The sequence below is a fragment of the Pseudoalteromonas sp. JC3 genome (assembly GCF_030291895.1).
Lineage (GTDB): Bacteria > Pseudomonadota > Gammaproteobacteria > Enterobacterales > Alteromonadaceae > Pseudoalteromonas.
On the sequence record NZ_CP127855.1, the window covers coordinates 2,384,303 to 2,406,957 of the forward strand.

General features: G+C 44.3%; 16 protein-coding genes. 5 read left to right on the forward strand and 11 right to left on the reverse strand.

The annotated features are described in order from the left end of the window. Positions 1-84: 84 nt before the first annotated feature. A complete protein-coding gene (locus QSH61_RS09945) occupies positions 85-1,929 on the forward strand; it encodes an ABC transporter ATP-binding protein (protein WP_102056876.1) in 1,845 nt (614 codons plus the stop codon). Here the strand turns inward: QSH61_RS09945 and QSH61_RS09950 are convergent. Next, positions 1,913-2,515: a TetR/AcrR family transcriptional regulator gene (locus tag QSH61_RS09950; RefSeq protein ID WP_010604874.1), complete on the reverse strand. Its 603-nt coding sequence runs from the start codon at positions 2,513-2,515 to the stop codon at positions 1,913-1,915. The two genes, QSH61_RS09945 and QSH61_RS09950, sit on opposite strands and share 17 nt — an antisense overlap. A gap of 418 nt (positions 2,516-2,933) precedes the next feature. Between QSH61_RS09950 and QSH61_RS09955 the strand changes: the two genes are divergently transcribed. The 4 genes from QSH61_RS09955 (at position 2,934) to QSH61_RS09970 (ending at position 10,863) form a co-directional block, all read left to right on the forward strand. Next, positions 2,934-4,106, forward strand: a complete 1,173-nt coding sequence (locus tag QSH61_RS09955; protein ID WP_102056877.1) for an efflux RND transporter periplasmic adaptor subunit — start codon at positions 2,934-2,936, stop codon at positions 4,104-4,106. 4 nt (positions 4,107-4,110) lie between these two features. Beyond that, complete coding sequence (locus QSH61_RS09960) at positions 4,111-7,284, forward strand: efflux RND transporter permease subunit (RefSeq protein ID WP_010604876.1); 3,174 nt, start codon at positions 4,111-4,113, stop codon at positions 7,282-7,284. 227 nt (positions 7,285-7,511) lie between these two features. Continuing rightward, positions 7,512-9,230, forward strand: a complete 1,719-nt coding sequence (locus QSH61_RS09965; protein ID WP_174168807.1) for an AMP-binding protein — start codon at positions 7,512-7,514, stop codon at positions 9,228-9,230. 190 nt (positions 9,231-9,420) lie between these two features. Then, positions 9,421-10,863 (forward strand): catalase, encoded by a 1,443-nt coding sequence (locus QSH61_RS09970; RefSeq protein ID WP_174168806.1) that lies wholly within the window; start codon positions 9,421-9,423, stop codon positions 10,861-10,863. 57 nt (positions 10,864-10,920) lie between these two features. Here the strand turns inward: QSH61_RS09970 and QSH61_RS09975 are convergent, their stop codons facing one another. From QSH61_RS09975 to QSH61_RS10020, 10 genes are all read right to left on the reverse strand, one after another. Next, positions 10,921-11,367 (reverse strand): hypothetical protein, encoded by a 447-nt coding sequence (locus tag QSH61_RS09975; protein ID WP_174168805.1) that lies wholly within the window; start codon positions 11,365-11,367, stop codon positions 10,921-10,923. A 195-nt stretch (positions 11,368-11,562) separates the two neighbouring features. Next, positions 11,563-12,900, reverse strand: a complete 1,338-nt coding sequence (locus QSH61_RS09980) for a sensor histidine kinase (RefSeq protein WP_206473181.1) — start codon at positions 12,898-12,900, stop codon at positions 11,563-11,565. Next, the gene (locus QSH61_RS09985) at positions 12,897-14,216 is read right to left on the reverse strand and encodes a sigma-54-dependent transcriptional regulator (RefSeq protein ID WP_174168803.1); all 1,320 of its coding nucleotides are present in this window, start codon (positions 14,214-14,216) and stop codon (positions 12,897-12,899) included. The genes QSH61_RS09980 and QSH61_RS09985 overlap by 4 nt, the downstream gene beginning before the upstream one ends. Before the next feature lie 60 nt (positions 14,217-14,276). Beyond that, complete coding sequence (locus tag QSH61_RS09990; protein ID WP_174168802.1) at positions 14,277-15,497, reverse strand: ABC transporter permease; 1,221 nt, start codon at positions 15,495-15,497, stop codon at positions 14,277-14,279. A 2-nt stretch (positions 15,498-15,499) separates the two neighbouring features. Next, positions 15,500-16,861: an ABC transporter permease gene (locus QSH61_RS09995; RefSeq protein ID WP_174168801.1), complete on the reverse strand. Its 1,362-nt coding sequence runs from the start codon at positions 16,859-16,861 to the stop codon at positions 15,500-15,502. A 9-nt stretch (positions 16,862-16,870) separates the two neighbouring features. Then, positions 16,871-17,566, reverse strand: a complete 696-nt coding sequence (locus QSH61_RS10000; protein WP_010604884.1) for an ABC transporter ATP-binding protein — start codon at positions 17,564-17,566, stop codon at positions 16,871-16,873. A 41-nt stretch (positions 17,567-17,607) separates the two neighbouring features. Beyond that, positions 17,608-18,876, reverse strand: coding sequence for an efflux RND transporter periplasmic adaptor subunit (locus QSH61_RS10005; RefSeq protein WP_174168800.1), 1,269 nt, complete (start codon positions 18,874-18,876; stop codon positions 17,608-17,610). A gap of 569 nt (positions 18,877-19,445) precedes the next feature. Next, a complete protein-coding gene (locus tag QSH61_RS10010) occupies positions 19,446-20,675 on the reverse strand; it encodes a lipoprotein-releasing ABC transporter permease subunit (RefSeq protein WP_010604886.1) in 1,230 nt (409 codons plus the stop codon). Beyond that, positions 20,668-21,357 carry a lipoprotein-releasing ABC transporter ATP-binding protein LolD gene (gene lolD / locus QSH61_RS10015; RefSeq protein ID WP_045990679.1) on the reverse strand — a complete coding sequence of 230 codons (690 nt, stop codon included), beginning with the start codon at positions 21,355-21,357 and terminating at the stop codon, positions 20,668-20,670. The genes QSH61_RS10010 and lolD overlap by 8 nt, the downstream gene beginning before the upstream one ends. Further along, entirely contained in the window at positions 21,350-22,549 is a 1,200-nt protein-coding gene (locus tag QSH61_RS10020) for a lipoprotein-releasing ABC transporter permease subunit (protein ID WP_010604888.1), read from the reverse strand. The genes lolD and QSH61_RS10020 overlap by 8 nt, the downstream gene beginning before the upstream one ends. Between the last annotated feature and the right edge of the window lie 106 nt (positions 22,550-22,655).

Genomic DNA, 22,655 nt, shown 5'->3' on the forward strand with positions numbered 1-22,655 from the left:
CGTGCAAATTGAGCACCAATCTGTGACTCGCGCATTTCATACTATCAAGGTAGACTAGCTTCTGAACAAATTTAGGGATCATCCATGTATCGAGTATTTGAACGCTTTACCAAACCCTTTCCCGAGCAAGAAGTTGGTCAGCCACCACAAGGTTTGTTGGCTTTCTGTCGCTTCTATACTAAGGGAATGGAATTACCCTTGTTATTTATGTCGCTAAGTGCTGCGCTCCTCGCAATTTTGGAAGTAACATTATTTGGCTTTATGGGTGATTTAGTTGACTGGCTCTCCACTTATACACCACAAACTCTATTTGAAGCTAAACAAACCGAGTTAATTCGAATGTCTGTCATCACGTTAGTGGCGCTGCCACTGTTAGTCTTTTTTCACAGCGCCATTTTACATCAGAGTTTATTGGGTAATTACCCAATGGCTATTCGCTGGCAGGCACACCGCTACTTGCTAAAGCAGTCTATGACATTCTATCAAGACGAGTTTGCAGGGCGTATTGCAACTAAAGTGATGCAAACCGCCCTAGCCGTGCGCGAATCAGTCATGAAGCTACTCGATGTGCTGGTTTATATTTTAGTGTACTTCACCGCAATGCTCGCGCTTGTTGCAAGCAGTGATATACGTTTGATGATCCCCTTGGTTATTTGGCTTGGCTGCTATATCTGTTTCCAGTTTTATTTTGTTCCTAAACTAAAACGCGTTTCTAGTGAGCAGGCTGACGCGCGCTCAGAAATGACGGGAAGGATCGTTGATAGCTACACCAATATTTCAACCGTAAAGCTTTTCTCTTATACCAAACGAGAAGAAGAATATGCCAAAGACAGCATGGATGTGTTTATTCAACCTGTTTATAAGCAGATGCGCTTAGCAACTAGTTTAAACGTTAGTATTCAGGCCTTAAATTATCTGCTGGTATTTTCCGTTGCCGCGCTTTCAATCTACTTATGGTCATTTAATGCAATAACCGCTGGTGCAATCGCAATTACAGTGGGTTTAGCCTTACGACTAAATGGTATGGCGCAGTGGATAATGTGGGAAATTAGCGGCCTATTCGAAAATATTGGTACGGTTGCAGACGGCATGAACACACTCTCAAGACCGCTTGATATTGTTGACCAACAAACAGCGCCACAGTTAGATTTTAAAGCCGGAAAAATCGACTTTTGTAACACTACCTTCGCTTATAAGCGTAAAGATGCAGCGAGACAACATAACGTCATCGACAACTTGAACCTACATATCAAACCCGGCGAGAAAATTGGTGTAGTTGGCCGCTCAGGTGCGGGGAAGTCGACCTTAGTGAACTTATTACTGAGATTCTACGATACCGACGGCGGCAGCATCGAAATAGATGGCCAAAATATTGCGAAAGTAAAACAGGAAAGCTTAAGACGTCATATCGCCATGGTGACGCAAGATACTTCTTTGCTCCATCGCAGCGTGCGTGACAATATTCTTTATGGTCGCCCTGATGCATCAGAAGAAGAATTAATAGCCGCAACAAAAGAAGCGCAGGCTTACGATTTTATCCAAGATTTAGAAGACAGTCACGGTAATACTGGCTTTGACGCACAAGTAGGTGAACGCGGTGTGAAACTATCAGGTGGCCAACGCCAACGTATCGCCATTGCCCGTGTATTACTAAAAAATGCGCCAATTTTAATTTTAGACGAAGCCACTTCAGCCTTGGATTCTGAGGTTGAGCAAGCTATCCAAGAGAGCTTAGATGCACTGATGGAAGGTAAAACCGTTATAGCGATTGCCCATAGGTTATCCACGATTGCACAAATGGACAGATTAATCGTTATGGATGAAGGTCGGATAGTAGAAGAAGGAAGCCATCAATCCTTGCTAGCTTTAGGTGGTATTTACGCCAAACTGTGGTCGCATCAAACCGGTGGATTTATTGGCGTTGAGTAACGCCATTACAAAATAGCGAGACCGCCTTTTCAACTAATATATCAAGCTCTGCTTCTGGAAGCGGAGCTTGCCATTTTATTGCGCGTTCCCAATAGCCTAGCTTTTTCAGTGCGCCCCAAAAGTACGCTGCGGCAAAGTCCGCATCAAAACTACCAAGACACCCTGAATTCGCAGCATCTTCGAACCATTGGATCATCGCGGCTTCACAATGACTAAACTTTTCATTTAAATTCTGTGCTTGCTCAAAGCTACGCATCGATTCAATCATCACAATACGCGACAAACGCATATAATCCTCGTCATTCAACAAAGTCATTGCGCTTTTCGCAAGATGTTGCAGTTGCACTGAAAAGTCATAGTTTGGGATAAATTGTATCGCTGTTATCGGCTTAATTCGCTCAATTAACAGCTCAACAACGGCATCAAAGAGCTCGTCTTTGGTCGAGTAATGCTTGTATAACGTGCGCTTTGATACTTCCGCTGATTGACTAATCGACTCCATCGTCGTCGCCTGCAAGCCTTTTTGAGCGAACTCTTCTATCGCTGCACATAAAATTGACTGCTGTTTTGGTGAAAGTTGCGTCATTTACTTATTCTGTCTTTAATTAATAGTGGGAAAAGCGAGCCATTGATAGCTGCTACTCACATGGTCAGTTGTATACCGAGAATCACCTCTCTATACAGAGATAAGCCTTCTTCGTAATAAATCAACATTCCCTTTATTTTAATCAATAAAGTCGTTAATAAAAAGTACACATGATCGTATACCTAAATTGAAGAAAAGTACACGCAACCGTTTACCTTTTATTTCTTTAAGTATACACTACCGTTTACTTGTTTAATTGTCGAACAAATAGCCTTTACTTTGGTGTGGTTAAGGTATGAAATGAACTCACTTGACTGATTGCATCCAGTTGAGTGTGCGTTATTAAAGGCAAATTGCAAGGTAGTTCCCCGTCAAAGCCGGGGCAGCATAAAATGATAATATAGGAATTGGAGTGTTCATGTATCCAGCATCAATACGCAGTCGTGTTAAACACCTATCTTTTTTAATGCTCACGTTAGGCACTTTGTCAGCGTGTTCAGAAGCACCACAGCAAGGGGGCCATGCAATGCCACCTGCGCAAGTGAGTGTACAACAAGTTACTACTCAATCAGTGCCTTTCGATATCGAACTTCCGGCTACTCTCGCGGGTGATAAAGAAGTCGAAATTCGTTCTCGAGTTTCTGGGATCATCGAATCTCGCAACTTTGAGGAAGGTCAATTTGTAAAAGCTGGTCATTCATTATTCACCATCGAGCTTAAACCTTTTGAATTAGCGGTAGAAAAAGCGCAGGCAGCACTTCAGGCAGCAAAAGCAAACGTTGATCAAACTAAGCGCGAGAGCGAAAGGCTTGAGCGTTTGAAGAACGAGCGTTCAGTATCAAAGCGCGACTTTGATAACTCAGTATCGGCCTACGATATTGCAGTTGCGAATTTAGAATCTGCAAAAGTCGCATTGAGTGAAGCCAAGCTAGACCTTGAATACGCCAAAGTTGAAGCACCTGTTTCTGGTATTGTTGGTCGTGAACTGATGTCAGAAGGCAGTTATGTTTCTGGTCCGAGTGTACTATTAACTGAACTTACCGACATTAGCACCATTCGTGCTCGCTTCGGCTTTTCAGAGCGTGAGCAGCTAACAATGCGCCAAGATGTAGAAAATGGCTCATTGTCATTACCAGATCATAATGAATTTGATACCACGATTATTCTGCAAGACGGTTCACTATACGGACAAGCCGGTAAAGTAAACTTTAGCGACGTTCGGGTAAACCGCTTCACGGGTACCAGTGAGTTACAAGCTCGTATTCCTAATGAAAATGGCGAGTTAAGACCGGGTCAGTTTGTTCGAGTTAAACTCTCTGGTGCGGTACGCAATAACGCCATTGTACTTCCGCAAAGAGCGGTATTAGACAACGGCACGGGTAAATTTGTATACATTGCCACCAAAAATGAACAAGGCACAACCGTAGCCCTGCCTGCACCGGTCAAAGTTGGTGAGTGGGTCAAGCTTAATAATGAGAATATGTGGGTTATTCGCGAAGGCTTAAAAGAAGGTCAACCTGTCATCGTTGAAGGTATGGCGAGGATCTTCTTCCCTGGTATGCCAGTGTCTGTGAGCGAGCAAGGAGAATAATCTGATGTTCTCCAAATATTTCATAAACAGGCCTATTTTTGCCTTTGTTATCTCTATCGTAATAGTGCTTGCGGGGCTTGCTGCAATGCGCAGTTTGCCTGTTGCACAGTATCCCGAAATTGCACCACCTCAAGTTGAGGTACGTGCGGTATACCCTGGTGCATCAGCAGATGTATTAGAACAAACTGTTGCAACCCCTATCGAAAACGCGATTACGGGTGTTGAAGGCATGATGTACATGACATCAACCAGTACCAACTCTGGCGTAACGACGATCGCAGTTACTTTTGAGATTGGAACGGATGTTGATCAGGCTGCCGTAGATGTAAATAACCGGGTGAAGCAAGTAGAAGCTCGTCTCCCTGAAGAAACTAGACGCCAAGGCGTTGTGGTTCAAAAGACATCTTCTAACTTCTTGCAAGTACACGCGTTCTATTCGCCAGATGGAACTCGAGAAAGTCTCTGGACATCTAACTACGTCACCATGAATATCCTTGACCGCGTCAAACGCATTCCTGGTACGACGAACGTGCAGATCTTCGGTGCTAAAGACTATGCCATGCGTATTTGGCTGCGCCCGGATATTATGAGTCAACTGCAAGTCACTGCAGACGATATTGCGGGTGCAATTAGAGAGCAAAACTCTCAGTATGCAGCGGGTAGTATTGGTGCAACACCGACATCTCAAGACGCGCAATCGCTCGTTTATAGTGTCACCGCGAAAGGACGTTTATCGACGGCTGAAGAGTTCGAAAATATCATTGTTCGAGCAAACCCAGATGGCTCAACACTGCGCCTTAAGGATGTTGCTCGCGTAGAGCTTGGTTCTAAAGACTATAACTTCCAAGGTACTATTAACGGTAAAGAAGCGGTATTGCTCGGTGTATTCTTGCAACCGGGCGCGAATGCGCTTGACGTGGCTAAAGCAGTAGAGGCTGAAATTGAACAGATCAAACCTCAGTTCCCTACAGGCCTCGCTCACGTTAACTCTTACGACACCACACGCTTTGTAGAAGTCTCAATTCGCGAGGTGTTAAAAACGCTTGGTGAAGCAATGATCTTGGTATTCTTAGTGGTTTACCTGTTCTTGCAAAACTGGCGTGCAACGCTAATTCCAACGCTTGCAGTTCCGGTCTCGTTACTTGGTACATTTGCAGGTCTCTATATGCTCGGTTACTCGATTAACACTCTAACGCTGTTCGGCATGGTGTTATCGATTGGTATCGTGGTAGATGATGCCATCGTGGTACTTGAGAACGTCGAACGTATTATGCATGAGCAAGGCTTACAGGCTAGAGAAGCCGCAGTTAAAGCGATGCAAGAAGTAAGCGGCCCCGTAGTCGCGATTGTATTGGTATTGTGTTCGGTGTTTGTACCTATCGCTTTCCTAGGAGGGTTAACAGGCGAGCTATTCCGCCAATTTGCGATCACAATCTCCATCTCTGTAAGTTTATCCGGTGTGGTTGCACTGACGATGACGCCTGCACTTTGTGTATTGCTGCTTAAGCACGAGCACAAACAAGATGCCAAGTTTTTCTTGTGGTTCAATGACTGGTTCCATCGTGTAACCGGACGCTATGTTGGTGCGGTTAGCTTTATGGTTCGCCGTGGTTTTGTAGGCCTAACCTTAATGGTAGCGATGATTGGTGCAACGGTATTCCTGTGGCAAAAAACACCAAGCTCGTTGGTACCAGACGAAGACCAAGGTTACTATATGATAGCGGTGTTCTTGCCTGATGGCTCTTCGTTAGAGCGCACTGCGAAAGTGGCCGATGAAGTGATAGCGGCTGCAAAGTCAAACCCAGCTAACGAAAACGTCGTGGCGTTTACGGGGATGGACTTCATCGGTGGTGGCTTCAAAAATAGCGCGGCGACTATGTTCGTGACGCAAACACATTGGGATGAACGCGATGTGTCGGCGAAGGAACTTGTTGGTGAGTTATTTATGAAAACCGCGCATATTAACGAAGCATTAGTGCTGGCGTTTAACCCACCGCCAATTTTCGGCTTGGGTACAACAGGCGGATTTGAAGTCTTCTTGCAAAATAAAGGCGGCTCTGATCCCGCTAAATTGAAGCAAGGCATGCAGATGATCATGGCCGAGGCGCAGAAGAGCCCTATCCTTACAGGCATTCAAACGCTATGGCGTCCTGATGCACCACAGCTAAAAGTGCATATGGATCGTGAACAAGCGCGTGCCATGGGGGTTAATATCAATTCTGCGTTTAACGCACTTGCAGCCAATTTAGGTAATTACTACGTCAACGACTTCAATAAATTTGGTCGTGCATGGCAAGTGATTATGTCCGCTGAAGCCGAGTTTAGAATGACACCGGAAGATGTTGGCCGCATTTATGTGAAAAACAATCGTGGCGAAATGGTACCAATTTCTGCATTTACGGATGTTGAGTATAGTCGTGGCCCGGAAACCATGAATCGTTACAATAACTTATCTGCAGTTAAGTTAATGGGCGAAGCAGCACCCGGCTACAGCTCAGGTCAAGCTATCGCGGAGTTTGAGCGTATCGCCAACAAAGTGCTACCACCTGATATGACTTACGAGTGGACGGGTTCCGCGTTCCAAGAAAAGCAAAACTCTGGTACAACCGGTATTGCACTCGGTATGGCCGTGATCATGGTATTTTTGATCCTCGCAGCACTTTATGAGCGCTGGTCATTGCCATTCTCGGTTATGTTAGCGCTACCGTTTGGTACTTTTGGTGCATTGGTCTCAATCTGGATCGCTGGGCTAACCAACGACGTTTACTTCCAAATCGGTTTGGTTACCTTACTTGGCCTTGCCAGTAAAAATGCCATTCTTATTGTCGAGTACGCACTCATGAAGTATCAAGAAGGATGGAGTCCAGCAACTGCAGCCCTTGAAGCGGCAAGACTGCGTTTTAGACCTATTATCATGACTTCACTTGCTTTCATACTTGGTGTAGTTCCACTGGTGATGAGTTCTGGAGCTGGCGCAGGAGCAAGACACAGTGTGGGTACTGGCGTAATGGGTGGTATGCTCTCGGCTACCTTCCTCGCAGTATTCTTCTTGCCACTATTCTTCTATTGGCTAATGGCAAGACGGATGTCAGAGAAGCGTTCTAAGCAAGAACTTTCAGATGAAATCGCGAAGCATCATAAAGATGAGCATGTCGATACAGATGAAGGATTAGCTTAATAACATCCCTTAAGTGAAACCACAAAACGCCTGAATTTTCAGGCGTTTTTTATACCCCAAAAAAGCTAATCTTGACCTTTCCACTACCTCACCATCACACACTTTATCACTAGCCATTAGTCGTAATTTCATGCTTTTCGTCCAAATGCACTTGATTTTGTCGACAATTAGGTTATCACTGATAAAGCATAATGATAAAAACTAGAGATCAACAGCAAGGACAAGATATGACAACAGAGAGCCAATTAATAAATGCAAGTGCACTTACAAAGAGTTACTTCAAAGGCCCCCAAGTAGCACCGCTTACTCAACTCACCATAGGGCAATACCTAGAAGATATTGTCGACAATTATCCAGAAAGAGAAGCCATTGTTGTCTCTCATCAATCTGTTCGCTTAAATTATCGTGAGTATCTCGCCAAAATAAATCAACTTGCCGCAAGCCTTTTAGCTGTGGGCATACAACCAGGGGATAGAGTTGGGATTTGGTCTCCAAACAATCTTGAATGGAGTCTAGTGCAATTTGCAACCGCTAAAATTGGCGCGATCATGGTGTGCATTAACCCAGCTTATCGTCCAAGCGAGCTTGAATACGTGCTAAACAACGTTGAGTGTAAGATGTTAGTTATGGCGAAATCATTTAAACATAGCCATTACGTTGACATGATAAGAGAGCTGGCACCAGAATCTTATGACTGTATGTTTGGCGAATTATCTTCACAGCGCCTTCCCTCTCTCAAACAGATTGTGCTGATTGACGAAGATATTGAACCCGGTCTTATGAATTTCAGCACCCTGTTATCTAAAGCTAATGATGCCCACTATCTTGAGGCAAATGCGATTGCAGCCAACCTCAGTGCCAGCGACGCAATCAATATTCAATTCACTTCAGGTACTACAGGCAACCCGAAAGGCGCCACCCTCACCCACAATAATATCCTCAATAACGGATTACTCGTCGCCAATGCTATGAAGCTCACAGAGCAAGACAAGCTTTGTATTCCCGTGCCGCTTTATCATTGTTTTGGTATGGTACTCGGTAATCTCGTTTGTATCAGTAAAGGGGCGTGCGCTGTATTCCCTAACGATAGCTTTGATCCGCTTGTCACCTTAGAAGTTGTTGAACGAGAAAAGTGCACTGGGCTTCACGGTGTACCAACAATGTTTATCGCACAATTAGAGCACTCAGACTTTACACAGTTTGATCTATCTTCGCTGCGCACTGGGGTGATGGCAGGCTCTACCTGCCCTGAAAAGGTCATGCGCCAAGTACAAACCCAAATGCATATGACCGATGTACTAATTGGTTACGGGCAAACCGAGTGCAGCCCAATCAATAATATTACCGAAATCGATTCGCCTGTTGAGAAACGCGTGCAGACTGTTGGTCGCGCTATGCCACATACCGAGGTCAAAATTATTGACGAGCTAGGACATATTGCCCCAATTGGTACGCCTGGTGAAGTATGTGCCCGAGGATATTGCGTAATGAAAGGCTATTGGCAAGACCCAGAAAAAACGGCGGCAACTATTGATAGCGATGGCTGGCTACATTCTGGCGATTTAGGGGTAATGGACAACGAAGGGTTCGTCAGTATCGTCGGCCGCATAAAAGACATGATCATTCGCGGTGGCGAGAATATTTACCCCAGAGAAATTGAGGAAGTGCTTTATCATCATCATGATATTCAAGACGCCGCTGTATTTGGGATCAAAGACGAAAAATATGGTGAGGAAGTATGTGTTTGGGTTCAACTTAAGCCCGGACACTATATTTCGGAAGAGGATATTCGTATATTTTTAAAAGATAAACTCGCCTATTTCAAAGTCCCAAAACATATCAAGCTCGTTGAAAATTATCCGATGACAGTCACAGGCAAGCTACAAAAGTTCAAAATGCGAGAGCAAATGGAAAGTGAGCTTGATGCATTTGCCGAATCTCAGTAACTAAGATGAGTAAGTGGTGAGCAATATCCTAGCTCACCACTTACGTAGCTCTTACAACGCGTTTGAAAACTTTGCTCTGTAAAAATCACAACCACCGCTAAGCTACTACTCAACTAATTGTTTAAATTGAATTTTTCTTTGGTTCATTTCTTGCTGTTAGTTTCTAAATTTTATATGAAGGAAACGAGCAATGACCAAGTGTCCATTAACCACCACAGCTGGTAATCCAATCGCCGATAATCAAAATAGTCTTACCGCAGGTCCTAGAGGCCCATTATTGGTTGAGGATTACCAGTTAATCGAAAAACTGGCGCATCAAAATAGAGAACGTATTCCAGAGCGTACCGTGCATGCTAAAGGATGGGGTGCGTTTGGAACATTTACGGTAACAAACGATATAAGCCGATATACCAAGGCAAAGCTATTTGCTGAGGTTGGTAAGCAAACCGACATTCTGATGCGCTTTTCAACAGTAGCCGGTGAAAAAGGGGCTGCCGATGCGGAGCGTGACGTAAGAGGTTTCTCGATAAAGTTTTACACTGATGAAGGAAATTGGGATTTAGTTGGTAATAATACCCCCGTATTTTTTGTCCGTGATCCGTATAAATTCCCAGATTTTATTCACACCCAAAAGCGCCACCCAAAAACCAACCTGCGTTCCAACACCGCGCAATGGGATTTTTGGTCACTGTCGCCAGAAAGCCTGCATCAAGTATTGATTTTAATGTCTGACCGTGGCTTGCCAACGGATGTGAGACATATGAATGGCTATGGCTCTCATACCTTTAGTTTGATTAACGAGGAAAACCAAAGAGTTTGGGTGAAGTTTCATATGAAAACCCAACAAGGCCACCAGCATCATACCGATGAAGAGTCAAAATCAGTAATTGGCGAAAGCAGAGAGAGTTTTCAAGAGGACTTGCTTGAGGCCATAGAGCGCGGAAATTATCCGAAATGGGATATGAAAATTCAAGTGATGACTGAAGCGCAAGCAAAACAGTTCCAACACAATCCGTTTGATTTAACCAAAGTCTGGCCGCATGGCGACTTTCCACTCATCGATGTTGGCACTCTCGAATTAAATCGCGTACCAGACAATTATTTTGCTGAGATAGAACAAGCCGCATTTAGTCCGTCTAACGTGGTATCTGGCATTGGATTTTCTCCGGATAAAATGTTGCAAGCACGCATTTTCTCCTATGCCGATGCTCACCGCTACCGACTCGGTACGCATTATGAGGCATTACCTGTTAATCGCCCAAAATGCCCTGTGCATCATTACCACAAAGACGGTGCAATGCGGTTCTTTAATAATGAACCTGGTGGTAACGAAGATGCTTACTACGAGCCTAACTCGATGGGAGGCCCAAAAGAGAGCCCAGAGTATAAACGCCCTGCTCTTGAGCTTGAAGGAATGGCGGATAGATACGACCACCGCAAAGACAATGATGATTTTTCACAGCCTCGTGCCCTATATTGCCTATTTGATGATGCCCAAAAACAGCGCTTGTACGGCAACATAGCACGCGCTATGGAGGGTGTACCTGAATATATCATTGAACGCCAACTTGGGTTATTTAAATCTGTTCACGAAGAACTTGAAGCCGGTGTTAGAACGGCACTGAGTCAATAAGGTTAACTGCCTAGTCTGAACAAATAGCTAGCACCTGAAGTGCTAGCTATTAAACGGCTAAATTTGTGACCATGCCTTTTTGGTTCCAAGCGCGTAAGCCCCTCCTATTACCAAACAAATTGAGGAACTCATCAGCCAAAACGTCATGCTGTTATCTGGGATCGTTGGCATGATAAAAACAAACCCAATTCCCCTTATTAAAAAGATTGCACTTATTACACACAGGGCGATTTTAAGCATAGGTAATTGTCGGATCCGTTTCGCCCCTGAAAACGCATAGCATGACCAGAGCAGTAAAATCGTAGCGATAACGGCAGTGACAATGTGCGGATAAATAAGCCCCTGTTCGGCCATAGTAGCCATTTCCTCGCCCGCACCAAAAAAGCGATACCAAGGCGCGCCAAAGATAATGCAGCCAATGTGCGCCACTGCCGCAATGGCTGTACACACACCCGCGAAGAGTAAAAAGTGGTTGGTCGTTTGAGTTTTCGTGTTCAAGTTCATTTCCCTATATTGTCAACTTGCTTGAGTATCGCTGCTCTGCCGCTGCCTGTCGATAGATATGCGCTCAACCAATATTATCTGTGGGTCGTGATTTATCACGACAAATGATTTCCGCCGCCTAAGGTACGGCATTAAAACCAAAAAGATCGCGGGTGAACCCGCTCCCACCTGATATGGGTAAGTGTTATTACAACGCTATGTTTTTGGTGCAACGAGGGGTAGATCAAACTGGACCATTAGACCACCTTTCTCGCGATTAAAGAGTTTAAGTTGTCCACCATGGGCAATCGCGACTTCATTACAAATACTCAGCCCTATGCCTGTGCCACTGGGTTTAGTAGAAAAAAACGGCAGTACTGCGTTTGCTAGCTTTTCTTCTTCCATTCCTACACCTCTGTCAACAACCACGACTATCAGGCGTTGATAATCAACCAGCAGCTTCACGCCTATTTCATCTATCTTAGATCCTGACTCATGGGCGTTTTTAACCAAATTAATCATCACCTGCTCTACCTGTATGGGATCAAAAAAAGCGCGCTCCACAGGAAGTGGTGCCAGCAGAGTAAAGTCATAAAGCTTATTTACGGTATCAAGTAAGGGCTGCAAGGGTTGCTCTGAAATATTAGGAGCCGGTAATCTCGCAAATTCGCTATATTTAGCGACAAACTCACTCAAGTTTTCGGTGCGGCGATTAATGGTTGCCAGCATATCAGGCAACAACTGGACTAGGGTATGATTTTGTTCTTTAGCACTGCGCTCAACAATCGTATTTGCGGAGTTAGTCAACGAAGAAATAGGCGCTAATGAATTATTGAGTTCATGACTGATAAGGCGGATCGCATTTTTCCAAAGCCCTACTTCTTGACGGCTCATTTCGCTAGATAAGTTTTGACACATTAACAATACATGTGGCTGGTGGTTGAGCGTTATGCTCTGCCTTGAAAAGTAATAGCTCTGCTTTTCATCATTGGCTTGAAAGGTCACAAACCCAGATTCTTTTTGTAGCAAAATAGTTTGCAGCTTAGGATCTGCATTCGCGATGGCATGGTGAAGCACAAGGCCACTTAACGACTTGTTGTTATTGAGTAACTTGCCGGCTTTGTCGTTGGCATATACAACCTGATCAAACTGATTTAACAGTAAAATCGACACCGGCGACACCTGCAAAATAGTATCGAGTAGTAACTCCCTTTGGCTGGTGGCGTGGCGCTGCTTTTTTAATGTTGTCGATAAACTATTATATTCCAAAATTAGATCAGACATTTCTATGCTTTCAAAATGCGTAATTTGAACTGAAAAGTCTTGATCTTTAAAACTGCGGATCCCGTCCGTTAAGCAATCTATGATCCGTTGTTGGCGAGAGAAAAAGTAACTGATACCGACAATGCCTACTACCGCCGCAACAATTAGCCCCAGTGGAATTGCCAGAGTAAATGGTATTGCAAATAAAGCTGCCAGCCATAGAATAGCCGCAAACACCAATAGTGATACAAATAGGCATGCAGACACCGCTGCTTGAAGAGACACCGTCATTTTAAACCAAACTTCTCCATTCTCCGGTATAGTGCTTGCCGACTTAATCCAAGCTTTCTTGCGGCTTTACTGACTACGCCATCAGCGCTGTCTAATGCAGCTTCGATATCTGCTTGTGTATATTCAAGCGGCTCTTCATGTTGTGGTATTTGAATTGCTAAATGCTCACACTCAATTTCTTGCCTGGGGCTCAGCAACACAGCACGACCTATGGTGTTTTCAAGCTCCCTGACATTTCCAGGCCAAGTATGATGCTTTAACTGCTTCATTGCTGCGTTACTCAAACTCTTATTGCTAGGTAAAAAGTGATCCACTAACACGGCAATATCTTCTTTTCGCTCAGATAGTGGCGGCAATTTAAGCTCAATCATATTGATCCGATAATACAAGTCTTCTCTAAAAGTACCTGCGCGAATGGCCTCTGGTAAATTACTGTTGGTAGCACTTATCACCCTAACGCTCGCCTTTTTGGTCACGTTACTGCCAACGCGCTCAAACTCGCCGCTTTGTAAAACCCTTAGCAATTTTTGTTGCCCTGTCAAAGACAAGTTGCCGATTTCATCCAAAAACAAAGTGCCACCATCGGCGGCTTCAAAACGTCCAGCCCTCGATTTTTGTGCACCTGTATAAGCACCACTTTCAACCCCAAATAACTCGGCCTCAATGAGGTCCGCCGGAATGGCCCCCGCATTCACTTTAATAAAGGGTTTATGTTTATAGCTGCTATTGGCTTGCACGATTTCTGCAATTTTCTCTTTACCAGCGCCGTTTGGTCCTGTGATCAGAATTGGCGCGTCGGAGTGCGCAACCTGCGTCGCCATTTCAAGCAAGCTCAACATGGCAGGATCGGCAACCACCACACCACACAGGTCGTATTGCGCTTTTAGCTTTTGTAACCTGGCGTTGCGCTGATTAGCAGCGCTACTTACTTGCTCTTGTAGTTCTCGCATTTCGAGCAAGTTTTTCACTGAGGTGACGAGTTTATGGTCTTTCCAAGGTTTGGCTAAGTAGTCTGCCGCACCATCTTTAATAAGCTCCACCGCCATTTCAAGATTTGTCCAAGCGGTCAGTAAGATGATGGGTAAGTCTGGCTCTAAATCTCGAATGGCTTTATACAGGGCTTTACCTTCCACGCCGCTGGTGGTGTCTCGGGTAAAATTCATATCTTGAATAACTAAGTCGAACTGTTTGCTACGAACCTTCTCTAGGCCCAGCTGCGGAGAGGTAACACCTTCACACGGAATATCATTGAGCAACAAAAGGACTTTAATGGCTTGAATTACATCCGGATTATCGTCAATTACCAATACACTCATGAACGCTTTTGATCCTAATTTGTAGATTTAGCCCCTTTCGGGGCTTTGTTGTTTTTATTATTAACTGGATTTAGTTACTTGCGCCGGCGACACTTTCGCAGCTTCTTTGGCAGGCAGGTACACTGCCAATGTACTCACAAGCCAAGTAAAAATAGCGACCCCAACCAATAACGGGATCTCTACCACACTTTGCACGCGAACATTATTCATCAAAAAATAGTAAAGCAAAATCGAGAGACCAAAGCCTAGCACTAAACCGATAAAGACTAAAATTGTATTTTCTTTAATTAAAGACCACATCACTTTGCCTTTAGATGCCCCTAACGCACGAAGTACACCATGATCTTTCTTTCTTAGGCTAACAGAAAAGCTGACAAGTGCGACAATACCAAGCGCGGTGACCACGCATGCTATGATGCTTATACCTGCCATGGTGAGTGCAAAGGTGCTACGGCCATCCCACAAACGTTTTTTTGCCCTAGCAACAAACTCTACTCGCTCAACCATTCGTCCGCTGGTGTGATACAGTGCCGTTTCAACTTCTTCTAGCACTCGCTCAGACACACCTTTTTCAACCCTGACTAAATAATTGGCTCGTTGACGGTTACCCCATATGACCTCAGGTACAACCCCTGAATTGTAGTGTTGTTGATTGTATGTTGCGCCTTCTCCAAGCATTTTACCTTTATAAACACCAATCACTTGATGTGGAATGCGTTGTCTTGAAATATACACCGTCTGCCCAAGGGCAGAGTCACCACCAAATAAAGACGTGGCAAGGTCGTCACTTATCATAATAACGCCTGCATTTTTTGTTGCCTCATCACCTTTGATAAATTCGCTGGCATAAAATCTCCGCCCCTCAACGAGTTCAAGCCCAAGTACATCTACCCCTTTTTCATCCAAGCCAAAGTAGCCGAACACGCTGTAATCCGTTTCTGGTTGGGTATCTTTAAAAATAGTCCATCCAGGGCCTAAGCTGTTTAATACCAGCTCTCTACCAGCATAAGATGCGGCAACGACCCCTGGCACATTTTCAATCGCTTGAATATCCTTTTCTATAAGTGACTGCACGTCTACGGAGGTATCAAACACACGCGTCGTTACATTGAGAATTTGTTGCTCTTCCAACTTTGAAGGAATTAGCCAGTTTTGCAGCGTTGCATAGCTGATAAACGCGGTATTGCTGACAATCATCACGGTGATCGCGATTTGTAGAATAATTAACAGCGCAATACTTTTTTGTTTTAAGATCAGTTTTAAAATATGTTTAATCGCCATACTTACCCCCTTAACTCTGCAGCTGGTGATACACGGCTACTACGGTATACCGGATATAATCCAGATATCCCAACCGCCAAGAAAATACCTATGGTGGTCAAAAGTGCCAGCTCACCATCAAACTGATAGATTTGACGAACCTGCTCGGCAAATGCCATATAATCCGTCTGATACATACGTAAATGGAACATCAACTCGAGTCCTGCAAATGCGAGTACAAAACCAAGCAACACAGATGCAACTGTGAGCATGAGAATTTCTAGAAAATGAATTTTCATGATCACCCCACGATTTGCACCGAGGGCTCGGTAAAGGGAAATAAGCTTACGATTGGCTTGGAATTTGGCCAGTAGGATCCCCACAGTGTTCACTAGACAAATGGCAAATAGTAAATATGAAAACGTTAGGTAAATGGCTTCCCATGCCATAAAACGCTGGATCAAAATATAGAGCTCACCCATGCTATAAAAATCGGTGAGATTTTTGTGTTGAAAACGGCCAACCACTTGCTGATTTGCAGTATAGTTATTCAACCAAGTTTTTAGCTCTGCAAGATGTGCCACCCCCATATCATTTTGGTACTGGAACCAAACCGTCAAATAACCACATTCAGCACTTTTCAGCATGTCGATACTGCCGCTACGCGGGTTGGTTGCGGTGTATAAATCGTCGGTTCTACACGATACTTGCCCTGTTCTTGGAAAGTTTTGCGCATAGGCATAATTTAGCGGGATAAATGCATCGTGATTGTAATTATTACTAAAGCTCAAATCTTGGAAACGACGTTTATAATTGCTCAAATCAACCACGCCCACGACTTGTATTTGTTCGCCTTGAACTTGAATAAACTGCCCGACAGAATTCGCCCCACCAAAAAGATGGTCATTAGCGTTTTTACTGATCACAGCGACCGCTTCACCACTTTGCTGGCTTTGTTCACTCCAAGAAGCTCCGTGGATAAACGGCGCATCTAGTACACTAAACATTTCTCTATCTGTACCAGAAGCTTCTACACTAATAGGTCTAACTGAGTTATCCGCCAGCCCCACAATAAACTCTGTGGTGTAGTTAAATGATAGATGCTCGTATGGTAAATCCGCTTGCTTAAGCGCCTCTGCATCTTGATATGTCCAGCGTGGAAATTGGTTAAAATCGACAACGTCTTGGTCGCCATCAAAAAAATTTAGGCCCGCGGTGTACAAGTGATCTCCCTTATAACCGATCACCTCACTGCTGCTTTGTTTTACAATGGCTGACATCGTCAACATTAACGTGATCCCAACTGCAAGGTTGATCACCATCAGTGCGCTTAGCTTGGGTTTTTGCTTTAATCCCTGCCAAGCTAATAGTATTAGCTCTTTCATTGCTAGCTCCTACACTGCCAGTTCAGTTAGCTGAGATTTGGTGATGTCGGTTAGCTCACCATCAAGAATTTGGATGTTACGACCCGCTCGTCGTGCCAGCTCATTGTCATGGGTTACCATAATCAATGTTGTACCCGCCTGATTCACTTCTTGTAATAAATCCATCACTTGCCTTGCCATTAAGCTGTCTAAGTTACCCGTTGGCTCATCCGCTAAAAGGAATCGCGGTTTCCCCGCCAAAGCTCTGGCAATAGCCACACGCTGCTGTTGCCCGCCACTTAGCTGTGCGGGATGATGTTTCATTCGGCTTGCAAGCCCAACGAGTTCAAGCGCTTCTTCAATGCGCTTTTTACGCTCACTGGCCTTAATCCCACGAAAAATGAGCGGCACTTCAACGTTGTCATATAAAGATAAGTCGCTGATAAGGTTAAAGCCTTGGAAGATAAAGCCAATTTTTTCGTTTCTTAGCTGAGACAACTTTTTATCGTTAAGATTGGCAACGTTTTCACCATCTAGAAAATAGTCACCGCGCTCAAAACGCTCTAACAAACCGGCAATGTTCAAAAAGGTCGTTTTGCCTGATCCTGACGGGCCTGTGACCGCAATAAACTCCCCTTCTTCAATGGTTAAATTAACATTGCTGAGCGCATGGGTCTCAATCAGATCTGTACGATAAATTTTGCTTACTTCATTCATTTTTAACATTGTCTATTCCTTCTCATTCTTATTCGGTACGCAAGATGAGGCTACTTCCCGAGTAACACTCGCGCTTTGTTATTGAACGGATCTAAACTTGAAATCACGATTTCTTGTCCTTCACTCAGGCCCTCGATAATCTCAACTTCAGAAATACTTTTTACACCGAGCTGAATGGGTGTTTGATCAGCCTGCTCACCGACAACCGTATAGGTAAAACGCCCTGCGCCAGTTTCAACAAATGCACCACGCCTTACTTTGAGCACGTCTTGCTTTTGCGACAGGATAATTCTTGTAGATACCTTTTGGTTTTGGCGAAGACCACTTGGTTGTTCATCAAAGCGTACTCGCGCACTGACACGGCCAGCTTCGATTTCAGGGGAAATAGCGACAAGCTTTGCATGGTATTGGTATTGATTGATAAATACTTCAGCGGCCATGCCGACACCTAGATTGTCGGCATAAATTTCTGGTATTTGCGCTTCAACCTCAAGCTCTGAAAGGTCAACCAAGGATATTAGTGCCGCATCTCGCTGTACAAACTGCTTTTGCTGGACATGCACCGTACCAACAATACCCGACAACGGCGATATAATGTTAAGTGCCGCTACCTGACGCTGCACTTCTTCTAAAATATGCTGTTGTCTGGTTAGGCTCAGCTCGCTACTTTTTAGCTCAAACGCAAGTCGCTCTTGCTCAAGCTTTAGCGAATCGATGGCGTGACGCTCTTGTAGCTGCGCGCGCTTAAGTTCAACCATTGACTGTTCAAGCTCTAATTTTGAGATAATTTGCTTTTCGATGCTTTGTTTTGAGCGTGCCATTTCCCGCTCTGCCGCTTCTAAGTCTACTTTCGCCATTTCCATGCGTTGTTTAGTATCAAGTAGCTGCTGTTTAATCGAGATCCGTTGGCGCTCAACTTCCGTTTGTAAACGTTCAAATGTCGCCTCTTCTTGCAGTAAACGGTTGGTAAGCTCTGGACTGTCTATGCTAAGCAACGCTTGCCCTGCTTTGATGGCATCACCGGGTTTAACGTTTAGCGTTACTGTGCCCGATGCGATGGCGTATAAGTCGGGATTATTCGCAGCCAGCGTACGCCCTTCAACACGAATATCTTCGCTGATATCACCTCTCACTACCGTGGCGAGACGTACTTGCTCCCGCGATACCGTCTGCTCTGCAGATAAAATTGTGTTAATGCTTGGCCAAGCACTGGTCAATCCACCTAAGGTGATGCCAACGGCCAACAACGCAAGCACAGGCTTTTTTATGGTTCGTTTCTTTGCGATTTGTTTGTCTTGCGCACTTGTATCTTTAATCATGCTACCTCCTTGCGGACAAGAGGGTGTCCGCGATTATTATGAGTAACTAATAACAAGTAGCGTGCCATAATTTATCTTACTGTTTTATATGCTATTTATGTAATTTAACGGCTTTATTGAGAGGGTTTGGACGGACACCGGACAGTTTGCGGACAAGGGAGCTTTATATCAATTTGCTTTATTAAGTGATCTATTCTGCAGCGAGAAAATTTTGTCGATAACACCGCTACTGCATCCTGCTACCGCCAAGGTGCCTACATCCATATCTGCAAGGCAAAGATTTTGCTATTGAGTTGTTCTAAATAAGAAATTTTTAACGCAGGTAGCGTCAGATTTACACCTTCAAATTGAGCTAGTATTAAGACAAATTGGTATTAAAAAATATATTTAAGCTTGATGGTTAGGGCCTGTCCAGCCGTGCGAGTCACTTTGACATTTTAGTGATGTGAACACATGCAAACATCTTGATACTTGATCAAACGTTTCCTCTTCTATTGGGAATTTAATCTATCTGCAGCCAATATATACTTGTTATAGCCGGTTTTACCGGCTATAAATTTTTGCCATCATCAGCCATTTCCCAGTACTTTGGCAGGATCCGTTTTGGTGGCTTGCCAAGCGGGATATAAGCTTGCGACGACAGCCATAACAAAAGTCGTGACTAAACTGATATAAATGTCTGTCCAAATAATTTTGCTCGGTAAGTACTCAATAAAGTAGACGCCTTCAAGCGGATTGGTATCACTCATATTGATCCAGGCTTTAAAAATATCGGGGATATTAATAGCAATAAAAATGCCGATCCCTGTGCCTAGCAGTGCACCTATCCCTGCATACGTCACACCTTGCAGCGCAAAAGTCGAAAAAATCGTACTGTCCTGTGCACCCATCGTTTTCAAAATGGCAATATCCGCCCGCTTTTCTTTTACTTCCATCACCATAGAAGAGACGATATTAAAGCTCGCTACAGCGATGATCAGAAATACCACGAGATAGACGATAGTGCGTACCATCTGAATATCTTGATACAGTCCACCTTGCGTTCGAAACCAAGACGATACGTACACTAAATCGGGTAATGCCCTGCCCGCTGATGTCGCAATTTGCTGTGCCTGAAACACATCACTCACCTTGGCACGCAAGTCCGTTACTTGGTCTTCTCTAAAATCCATCGCTTCTTGCAGTGCGTTAAGTGGCACTAAGGATAATGTTTGGTCAAGTGGCCCGCCCATATCGATAAGCCCCACCACCGTCGCCGTTAATCGCTTTGGCGCAGCGAGTGGATTATCCGAATGTTTGTTAGCAACCAAGAGCTGGATATTATCACCAGCCACGACGCCAAGCTTGTCAGCTATCCCTTTGCCGATGATCACTTCACCCGGTTTTAGTGCCTTTAGTTCTGCGCCTTTTATAAAATCACCTATGCTCGACACCGTATGATGCCTATTCGGTGCGATCCCTTTTAACTGCGCCGCTTTTAAGGTGCCTTTGTATTGCAGCATGGCTGTTAAGTTAATTTCAGCCGTCGCGCTTACGACGCCACGTTGACTCTCCAAAATCTCTACTTTTTGCTGCCACGCTTGAATAGGGTCGTAAGGTGCTTGATAACTAACTTGCGGTACCACCGACAACAGCCGCTGCTCTAATTGTTCTTCAAAACCATTAATCACAGAAAGTGCGACTATCAATACTGCCATACCCAGCATTACACCAAGCGTAGAAGCACGGGTTAAAAAACCAATAAAGCCAAGCTGACGTTTAGACTCTCTAAAACGTTTGCTTAAAAAATAACTAAGCATGCTGATACACACCTACTTTGCCATCGTCCAGTTGCACTGCACGACCAAGCTTATCTGCCAACTCTAGGTCGTGTGTTACAACAACAAAGCTGGTTTTTAGTTGCTGATTGAGTTCAGCTAGGAGGTCATAGATCCTTAGCGCATTATGCTTATCAAGATTGCCGGTTGGTTCATCAGCTAGCACCAAATCAGGTTCTGTTACTAACGCTCTCGCTATCGCAACACGCTGTCTCTCCCCCCCAGAAAGCTCTGAAGGCTTATGATCAGCACGATGACTCAAGCCTACTTTATCAAGCATGAGTAATGCTTTTTCGCGGGCTTGTTTTGCTTTATTACCGGCAATTAGTAATGGCATCGCCACGTTTTCAACCGCGCTAAACTCCATCAACAAATGATGAAACTGATAGATAAAACCCAAATGCTTATTTCTAAATTCCGCCTGCTTTTTACGTGACAGCTTGCCAACTTCCACACCTTTGATTTTTACACTGCCGGTGGATGCTTTATCCAAGGTACCGAGAATATGCAGTAAAGTACTTTTACCTGAACCCGAGCTACCTACAATGGCAAGCATCTCACCTTGGGTTACAGATAAATCAACGCCTTTTAGTACCGTTACTTCGGCTTTACCATCTTGGTAGCTTTTGACCAAATCTTGGCAGTCAATGACTAAATCACTCATATCTTAATACCTCTGCTGGCAGCACACTCGACGCGCGTTTAGCTGGATACAAGGTTGCTAAAAAGCTTAGCAATATGCTGCCCACTGCCATAATCGTTAAATCTGTTAGTTCTATTTTGACCGGAAGTTCAGCGCCACCAAGCAACTGAAGGCCTGCGAGGTGGAGCACCTCATTAATATTGTTCGAAAGCAATAATCCACCAGCAACACCAATGAGTGTGCCAAAAATGCCGTTATACATCCCTTGCGCCATAAACACTTTAGCTATCATTTGTGGTGTAAAGCCAAGCGTTTGCAAAATAGCCACTTCCCCTTGCTTTTCACTCACCATCATAGACAGCGCTGAAATGATATTAAATACAGCCACTATCACAATAAGGCCAAGTAATAGCGACATAATGCGCTTTTCCATTGCAACCGCCGCAAACAATGTGCCTTGCTGAGTTTGCCAATCCTGTATCTCGAGCCCTTGTAACAAACTATCCGCTTGCTGATAAAAATCAGGCAGACTAAAGGCATCATATAAATGAATGTTAAGGTCGTATTGCTCTGGCTTCTTGCGCATTAACCGCTGTAAACTCTTCCCGTCGGCAAATGCCAAATAAGTGTCAGCTTCGCTTTGGCCATCATATATGGCAGCTACGGTGAATAAGCGCTGCGTCGGTGTGCGGCCAAGCGGTGTGTATGTGGTGAATTCAGGCATGATCACGCGAAGTTGTTGACCAACGCTGACGCCAAGTTTATTGGCTAAATAGCGACTCAGCGCCACTTGGTATTTTTGCTCATACAATCGAGTTAAGCTACCTGCGCGTACGGCGTCATCTAACGCTGTTTCATACCCTTGAAATAGTCCTTGAAGTTGCACACCCACCAAATCTTGATTGGTTTGTAGAATTACGTCACTTGCAACATATGGCGAAACTTGCTTAACCAAAGGATGATTTTCAATGGCTTGTAATTTATTTTGATCAAGTTGCTCATTTTCCTTAATTTGCACATGCGGGATCAAATCAAGCATGGCGGCTTTTAAGGTTTGCTCAAAGCCATTCATCACTGAGCTGACGGTGATCAAACTCATCAAGCCAAGGGCGATACCCGCAATTGAGAAAAATGAGATAAACGATATAAATGCATTGCCTTTCGCAGCACGGCTATATCTTAACCCAACAAAGAGGCTAACTGGTTGAAACATAATCTATCTCGTAAAAAACTGCTGCACGGATACTAACATACTCAAAACCAGATTGATGGCAGGATTGCTATAAAAAGTGTGACAAACTATAAATTTGTTGACGTTT